The organism is Okeania sp. SIO2C9, from assembly GCF_010672455.1.
Lineage (GTDB): Bacteria > Cyanobacteriota > Cyanobacteriia > Cyanobacteriales > Microcoleaceae > Okeania.
Genome location: NZ_JAAHGO010000160.1, coordinates 1 through 6,730 on the forward strand (window position 1 = coordinate 1; position 6,730 = coordinate 6,730).

The 6,730-nt window shown below is 35.2% G+C and carries 6 protein-coding genes and 1 pseudogene; 3 read left to right on the forward strand and 4 right to left on the reverse strand.

Annotated elements, in window-relative coordinates; translation table 11 throughout:
• Window positions 1-263: 263 nt before the first annotated feature.
• The 3 genes from F6K23_RS39565 to F6K23_RS39575 form a co-directional block, all read right to left on the reverse strand.
• Complete coding sequence (locus tag F6K23_RS39565; RefSeq protein ID WP_293166545.1) at window positions 264-437, reverse strand: transposase; 174 nt, start codon at window positions 435-437, stop codon at window positions 264-266.
• 451 nt (window positions 438-888) lie between these two features.
• Window positions 889-1,653 carry a peptidylprolyl isomerase gene (locus tag F6K23_RS39570; RefSeq protein WP_293166547.1) on the reverse strand — a complete coding sequence of 255 codons (765 nt, stop codon included), beginning with the start codon at window positions 1,651-1,653 and terminating at the stop codon, window positions 889-891.
• A 266-nt stretch (window positions 1,654-1,919) separates the two neighbouring features.
• Window positions 1,920-2,717, reverse strand: a complete 798-nt coding sequence (locus tag F6K23_RS39575; protein WP_293166549.1) for a TIGR00297 family protein — start codon at window positions 2,715-2,717, stop codon at window positions 1,920-1,922.
• A gap of 618 nt (window positions 2,718-3,335) precedes the next feature.
• Between F6K23_RS39575 and F6K23_RS39580 the strand changes: the two genes are divergently transcribed.
• Together F6K23_RS39580 and F6K23_RS39585 are read left to right on the forward strand one after the other, a co-directional pair.
• A complete protein-coding gene (locus F6K23_RS39580; protein WP_293166551.1) occupies window positions 3,336-3,773 on the forward strand; it encodes a VOC family protein in 438 nt (145 codons plus the stop codon).
• Between the two features lie 1,115 nt (window positions 3,774-4,888).
• Window positions 4,889-5,110 (forward strand): glyoxalase superfamily protein, encoded by a 222-nt coding sequence (locus F6K23_RS39585; protein WP_293166553.1) that lies wholly within the window; start codon window positions 4,889-4,891, stop codon window positions 5,108-5,110.
• Between the two features lie 499 nt (window positions 5,111-5,609).
• Here F6K23_RS39585 and F6K23_RS39595 read toward each other — a convergent pair whose 3' ends face one another.
• Window positions 5,610-6,233, reverse strand: coding sequence for a triacylglycerol lipase (locus tag F6K23_RS39595; RefSeq protein ID WP_293166555.1), 624 nt, complete (start codon window positions 6,231-6,233; stop codon window positions 5,610-5,612).
• 162 nt (window positions 6,234-6,395) lie between these two features.
• Here F6K23_RS39595 and F6K23_RS39600 point away from each other — a divergent pair.
• A pseudogene (locus F6K23_RS39600) lies at window positions 6,396-6,611 on the forward strand (helix-turn-helix domain-containing protein); the annotation flags it as partial.
• Between the last annotated feature and the right edge of the window lie 119 nt (window positions 6,612-6,730).

Sequence of the window (6,730 nt, forward strand, 5' to 3'; positions counted from 1 at the left end):
GAAGAGGGAAGATGTGGGGAGAAATAATACAAAAAATTCAACACTCCTTTTCAGATTTTTCCTCACTCATTGATGCGCGAAAAGACTTGGCTACCATAATTATATAGATCTCAAATGGGTTCTATAGCTGCCGCTAGGAGCCGCCAACACCTCAAGAAATCAAGAACAGAGCGACCCTGAGCGCGACAATACTGTATCACGCTCAACAATATTGCCGAACGACGAAATCCAGGCCAAGAGCGAGAAGCACCAGCCACTTTACGCTAAATAACTGCCAAACGCAACGACCGCTCGGCCTGATTGTTATCGAGAGGCACTTGGGGATGGTCAAGGAAATACCACCATTGATGAGATTTGTCCCTCAAAGACTTCAACAACAGCCATGCTACATGACCCGCTTTGGCAATCCAAGTCGAAATTGCCTGTTTAACCCGCACCTTGAAAGACTCAGCTCAAGAAGCATAAGCAGATGCTTCACTAGTCTCACGCCACTGACGATGTTGAGTAAAGGCTTGATCTATTTTTGTCAAATTCTACACCTCAATGCTTACCATAATACTAAAATGTTTAATTAATTTATTTCATTTTTACACTAATTAATCAAGATGATCGAGAGAATACAAATTAGCATATGTGAATAAGTAATTTTATAACGTTTCTCAAGTTACTGAGGTACAGTGTTGATTTGCTTTGCTTTGTAACGTTCCTGTTCACTAGACTGCCACCTCGGTAAGATGATAATAGTCAGTGTAGTCAGGTCTGAGTAATAATTATTAAGCGCATTGTTACAGAGATATAGTATTAGTTATAAATCAAATATTCTTGCTGGGAAGTTCCATAGAACTTCCCTACTTTTCGCTAAACTCCTTGCTCTTTAATACTCTTCATTTATTCGTTCACATGGAGAGTAATTTTTTGATTTTGCAGTTTCTCCGCTACCCAACGCTCAAATAATTCACCGTCTAATTTTTTCCTAATTTCAGGATTATCTAAAGAAGCACCTTGTAACTGCTCTAACCTAAATAAACTCCAAAATTTATTTGTCTGAAAAGGTCCTAAAATATCACCAGGATTAGCTGAATTAATAGTATTTCTCATATCTTCTGGTAAACTGCTTAAACTAACAGCACCCATAATGCCATTAAAATTTTTATCATTTGTAACTGAATATTCCTTGGCTAAATCTTCAAACCTGCTCCCTTCTTCCACAATTTTTCGACGCAAAGCATCTGCTAATTCTTTATCTTCCACCACAATTCTAGATAAAATTACATAATCTAAACCTGCTTTCCGTTCATTAAAATATGCTTCTATTTTCTCTACAGTAACTGAGTCTTTTAATTGCTTTAGTTTAAAAGAATTTTCTATCTGTGATTCTAAAGCATTATAGTTAATTCGATTCTGTTGTAGCCATTCTTGAAATTTTTGTTGGTCTTCCAGCTTTCTTTGCAATCTAAAATCGATCATAGCCTGTTGAATAACAGCCGGATTTACATTAATATCTTCCCTAGATTGCAATTCTTTTTCTATCACATATTGACGGACAATTTCTGTGACAAAAGATTGTAATTTTCCAGATGCTTGTAAATATCTTAAACCTTGCCCCCAAGATAATTGTTCTTCACCTATAGTTAATAGTTGTTTAGATTCCATTTTTAATATTCCGTTCTTTAGGTAATCTTGCTTCAGATTTTAGTCTATCTCAACTAATCATTTTTTCAATCTGCCTTTACTAAATCTTTACTGAATTTTCTTGAAGAAGGAAGAAGAAAGAAGAAAGAAGGAAGGACCAAAGGACTGAAAAAGTGGATGGGGATAGTCAACGACTGACCACTTTGTGTCTACAAACCTCAAGCAATTGTCAACACTCTGTAGACGATGGGGTATTAAACCCAAAATCAAAAGATAATACGTTTTAGTTAAATTACCAAAGTTAGAGCATAGTACCAAACTATCGCTAATAAAATTGCAGCGATCGCTCCAAGCAAAGTGTTGATAATATTCACTATTTCATTGGTTAACCATTCAAACTGAGATTGTATAGTTGCCCCAATCACACTTTCTAAATTAGTAGCAATAAAGGCTGCCAATACACAAAAAGCTATTCCTGTCAAGTTAATTAAACCTACAGACCAACCAAGGAGAGCGATCGCCACGGAAGCTACAATACCAGCTAAAGTCCCCTCTAAACTCACAGCACCCTCAGTACCTCGTGGCACTGGTTGTAAAGTTGTAATTAAAAAAGTTCGTTTACCATAAGCCTTTCCTACTTCACTAGCACAAGTGTCAGAAAGCTTCGTGCTAAAACTTGCTACATAACCCAACATTAGTAAAAATGGTAAATTTTCTATGGGAGGATTATTCGGGTATAACAGACCAATGATCCAAACTCCCACAGCACAGATAGCAGCAGTCAGAGCTGAACCCCAAACATTTTCTGGCCCTCTAGCTCCTTCTCGCTTTTCTGCAATTCCTGCTGCCTGTTTTTGGGCCATACCAATGCGGGTAACACCAGACCCTACTAAAAAATAAAAGGCCACCACTAGATATCCAGGCCAACCCAAACTACCCCAGATAATTACTCCTAATATCCAAGCATGAAGTATTCCTGCTGGGGTTAACAATTTTTTAGGGGCAAAATAAACGAGACTGAGTAAGATAGTATTTAAGCTGATAGCTATTAGCCAGGGATTTATAGAATTAATTGCAGAAAACATAGTATCTACTCATTGGAAACATCTATTCTAATTTTATAGCGCTACGCGCTAGGGAATAGGGAATAGGGAATAGTAAACTGTTAAAGGGTCTCAGGATGGGGAAATATCCTAACCTTAATGCGTAGTGCTGTAACTTGAAGGAAGAAAGAAGAATATCGAAACAAAGCAAGGGTTATTTCAGTCATCACTTATCAGTACCTCTGCAATAAGGAGGCAAGAAAATCAGGAATATTCTCTTTTTTTATCCCCTTAAAGAGGAGGCTTTAGACCACAATTTATCGTTCAATTATTAATAATTAATAATTAATTATTAATTATTAATTATTACCTCTTCTTTTCAAGGAGAGGATTGACTCAAAGGAAAACTTTTCTTCTCTTGGTCGATTGGATATGGCGAGGAGACCCGCTCTTATCAGAGTCGCTCCGAATGGCGCCATCCCTCGACCGCTTATTATCCCCTTAAAAGGGGGAGGCGCATACCCACAATTTATCGGTAAAACATCCCCAAATTCTTGAAAAAGCTCAAATCCACAACGAAATGCTTCTTCTTCCTTTTTGTTGAAATTTGATCATATGTTTTTCGTCAAAAATCTATTTATCGATTACTAGTAATTAACCATGAATCAAGTTCTTTTTCACTTAGCTTTTCCCGTTAATGATATTGCTCAAACAAAAGTATTTTATGCTGATGGTTTGGGTTGTGAAATTGGTAGAGAATCTCCAAATTCTGTCATTTTAAATCTTTACGGTAATCAAATAGTTGCTCATGTTGCTAAAGAAACTTTAGAACCGCAAAAAGGAATTTATCCGAGACATTTTGGTTTAGTTTTTACTCTAGAAAGTGACTGGGAAGCTTTGTTGGAACGTGCCGAAAAAAATAACTTGAAATTTTATCAACAACCTAAGCGGAGGTTTATAAATTCTCCTTTGGAGCATCGTACTTTTTTCTTGGAAGACCCGTTTCATAATTTGCTAGAGTTCAAATATTATTGTCATTCAGAAGCAATTTTTGGCTGCAATGAACATCAAAAAGTTGGCGATGCTGTAGCAGTTTAAATTAGTCTGGTTATCGCTGCGCTTGTTTGTACAGTATGTCCTAGGAAAGTCAGAAATAAGAAGTCATAAGTCAAAAATTTTTTCGCGCGATAATTTTCGGTTAAGGCTATCTATTTATAGACGGAGAAATATGGTTTAAGAACCCCGCTATAAATTTCATTTTAGCGGTTGAAAATTAGTGGTTAGTAACAATCCTCTACTAATTTTAACTTCTGACTTTCAGTCCGAATGCTCTGCAAACACACTTCCGATTTCTGACTTTTGGAATATATATGGGAAAGTTCTCAAAAATAGATTTATCTAAGTAGTTTTTTATTGATATTTTTATTGTTATGAGAGCTCGCCCTAAAAAGCTTTAATACCAATTTTATCTGAGGTAGCACAGAATTATGAAATTTATTAACTTGTCTATTTCGATATACAGTCAACCCCGATTAAAATATTATTCTATGCAACTTAGAAATAAATTTGGTATAACTCATATCTTAATTTTTTACCGAAAAATTGTGGTTTAAAGCCGACCCTTTTAAGGGGATAATAAAAAAAAAATTCATTATTAGTCAATCCTCTTCTTTTCTAAGGAGAGGTAATTATTCATTATTCATTATTCATTATTCATTATTCATTATTCATTATTAATTGTTGAAGCACAGCTATTTTTAATCATAGTCATCAATAGCCATAAAATCACCTTTTAGCTAGTAGTTTTTAGTGGGTATTAAGCAAAAAATAAATTACAGCAGATTCCTCGCATAAGAAGTACAGAGATTAACAATTAAATATTTGTAGTGCAGTCATCTTAACCGCTTCGTGGTGTACCTCATTCAAGTGAAATCTGCTTTCATTAATGGATAATGGATAATGGATAATGGATAATTACCTCTGGTTACAACCTCTCTTGATTGAATATAAGGAAACATTATTTCTTTCTTTTCCCCTTAAAAGGGAAGGCTTTAAACCAGAATTATTTAATTATTAATTAATTAATTATTCGGTAAAAATAATCCTGATCGCTTAGAGAGTCAAACTTGAATTTAATATGAGATATCCTAATTAATTCTGTACTGTAAATATGAGTCAATATATTATTTAGTTAATTGTCTGAAGAATCGTAAATGACAAAAATAACTTTCAATCATGTCATCCCTCAGTTTAGAATTTTTGATGTTGATAAAACTAAAGAATTTTATCTAAAATTCCTAGGTTTTGAACTCAAATGGGAATATCGCTCCGATGAAGCAAGTCCAGTATATATGGAAGTCTCAAAAGCAGATTTTTTTATACATCTAACAGAGAATCATGGTGATTGTTGCCCAGGGTCATCAGTCTTTATGTGAAGTTCTCTCCCATTAAATCGAAGATTATAACGGGAGACCCCTTGCCGAATTACGTTGGTGGGATAATCAAGGTAATTTATTATTGACTGGTGAAGAACGTGCTCAATAAGAATATCAACGTGCTGAAAGATTAGCAGAAAAATTACGTCAAATGGGAATAAATCCAGAGCAAAAATAAAAGTAAGAAATATACAAATTATTTGGAGCGATCGCTTCTATTTAATCTAGAAAATACTGAATAGGTAAATACATCTTTTCAGCAATTGCCGGATGCTAAAATCAACCGTTCAAATTAATAATACCAATTTGAAAAAAGAATGTTACGAATAATAAGGGCAATTAAAATACTTTATAGAAGATGTCTCTTGGGCTAAAAAGATAAATTCAGATCTATTTGATAGTTAGTACCCCAGTAGGGTATTAATTATTCTTATGTTTACTTCTCCCCCACTCCCCTACTTCCTTACTCCCCTACTCAAGAAAATTTAGCAAACATTTATCAAGTTGGTATAATTTGTTTTGTTTTTGGAGCTGCTTTTAATTCCTCAACAATTACTTTGAAAACTTTTTCATCTGACACCATCCAAGCATGAATTAAAACATCTATTTTGATGTCTTTACCCACTGGTACTTGAGAACTTCTAGCAGGCAAAATCATCGCATCATAAGGAGTCCAAATAGAGGTAAAATTTATCTGCTCTAATAAAGCAATATCCTGGTTGAGATTTTCTAGAAAATAACTTTTCGGGCGCATCTGAGTTGGTGCTGCTAAATTTAAAGCATAGCCTGTTAATGTGCCGTTGTGCGGAGAAGAAATAGTAATAAAACGTTCTACTCTCTCTATACCACCTAATCTTTGAACATAATAACGACTGACTATTCCTCCCATGCTAAAACCTATTAAATCAAAGGGTTGATTAGGAGGAAATATTTTATCTACATAATTCACTACTTGTTCGGCTAATTTATCTAAACCTAAAATACCGTAATTAGGAACTAAGTTCAGAGAATAGACATCCCAACCTAAGTTTGTTAGGTATCGAGACATTCGATCAAATTTTCTGATAGTGTCAAAAATTCCGTGGATTAGTAATACTGGATTAGGTTTATTTAAACTGTTCATATTCCTGATTTATTGTGCTTATCTCAACGTTGGTTGAAGACCCGCGCTCTCCCGAAGGGGAGCTAGGGCATGTTTGCGCAGCATTCCGCAGGAAAAACCAATCAATCTTGCGGTTTAACATATTTTATGTTAAACTCAACAAAAGCTTTCGGTAAGCAGTAAATGGTTGAAAAAGCTTACAAATTTAGGTTTTACCCTACTCCAGAACAGGAAAATCTGTTATGGAGGACTTTGGGTTGTGTACGTCTGATCTACAACTTGGCTTTAGCTGTCAGAACTCAAGCTTGGCATGAAAGACAGGAACGGATAGGATATGCCAAAACCTCAGCTATGCTTACCAACTGGAAAAAGCAGGAAGATTTAGATTTTCTTACCGAAAAATTGGGGTAGGCGCCTCGCCGAGGCGCGGGCGACTTTCTATAATTGTGCTATAATGAAATTGGTTATGTACCCGCCTTGTCTCATAAATACTGTAGAAAAGAAGATGTTTGTCGAAA